Below are 716 nucleotides of genomic sequence, written 5' to 3' on the forward strand. Positions count from 1 at the left end.
TTTTTAATCATATCAATAAAATGAATGATAGTGCGGAGGGTTTTTGTCATGTTGAGAGTGGCTTTCCAAAATTTAATGATAAAAATGAAAGATACAAAAGAATTATACAAATATGGTATGGTGAATCAGGTGGAAATCCCTCTAAATACGAATACGATGACTATATAGGTAGTATGAGAGAGATTGAGCCTAATGTAAATGATATCATAAATTCCTCGCGTATTTCATGCTTTACTAAAACTCCTTTGAATCCGACTATGTGGGCTCATTATGCCAATAGCATGACAGGTATATGCCTCGAGTTTGATGAAGAAAAAATGAGTGAATTAGAAGAGGTATACATATTTGAAGTAGATTATCTTGCAACCCCTTCAACTATCGACTCTGCAATTATTACACTTCTTAATGATCAAATTGGATATAATGCAGCGGCTCTACAAAAAGGTCATATGGATGGTTATGAGCATCTCTATGAAGATGGTTTTAGAAAGTGTCAGTCTTTAATATTTAATATATTTAAAAATATGTTAGCAACAAAATCCAAAGAATGGTCTTATGAACAAGAAAAACGTATGGTATATCATCTTTCCTTCAAACAAGTTGATCAGCGCGCAAAAGAATCGGAGGGTGGTATAACACTGAGTTTACCTAAAAACAGTCTGAAAAATGTCATTTTAGGTGAAAAAACTTCGGAGAAAGATAAAGAGGTTATAATC

At 32.8% G+C, this 716-nt stretch carries 1 protein-coding gene; it reads left to right on the forward strand.

All coding sequences use genetic code 11. From position 1 onward, the window contains the following. Positions 1-716, forward strand: a 716-nt coding sequence (locus J1782_RS00165) for a DUF2971 domain-containing protein (protein WP_217151891.1), incomplete at both ends; no start/stop codon positions are given.

The sequence above is a fragment of the Rahnella sp. BCC 1045 genome, from assembly GCF_019049615.1.
GTDB classification, from domain to species: domain Bacteria; phylum Pseudomonadota; class Gammaproteobacteria; order Enterobacterales; family Enterobacteriaceae; genus Rahnella; species Rahnella contaminans.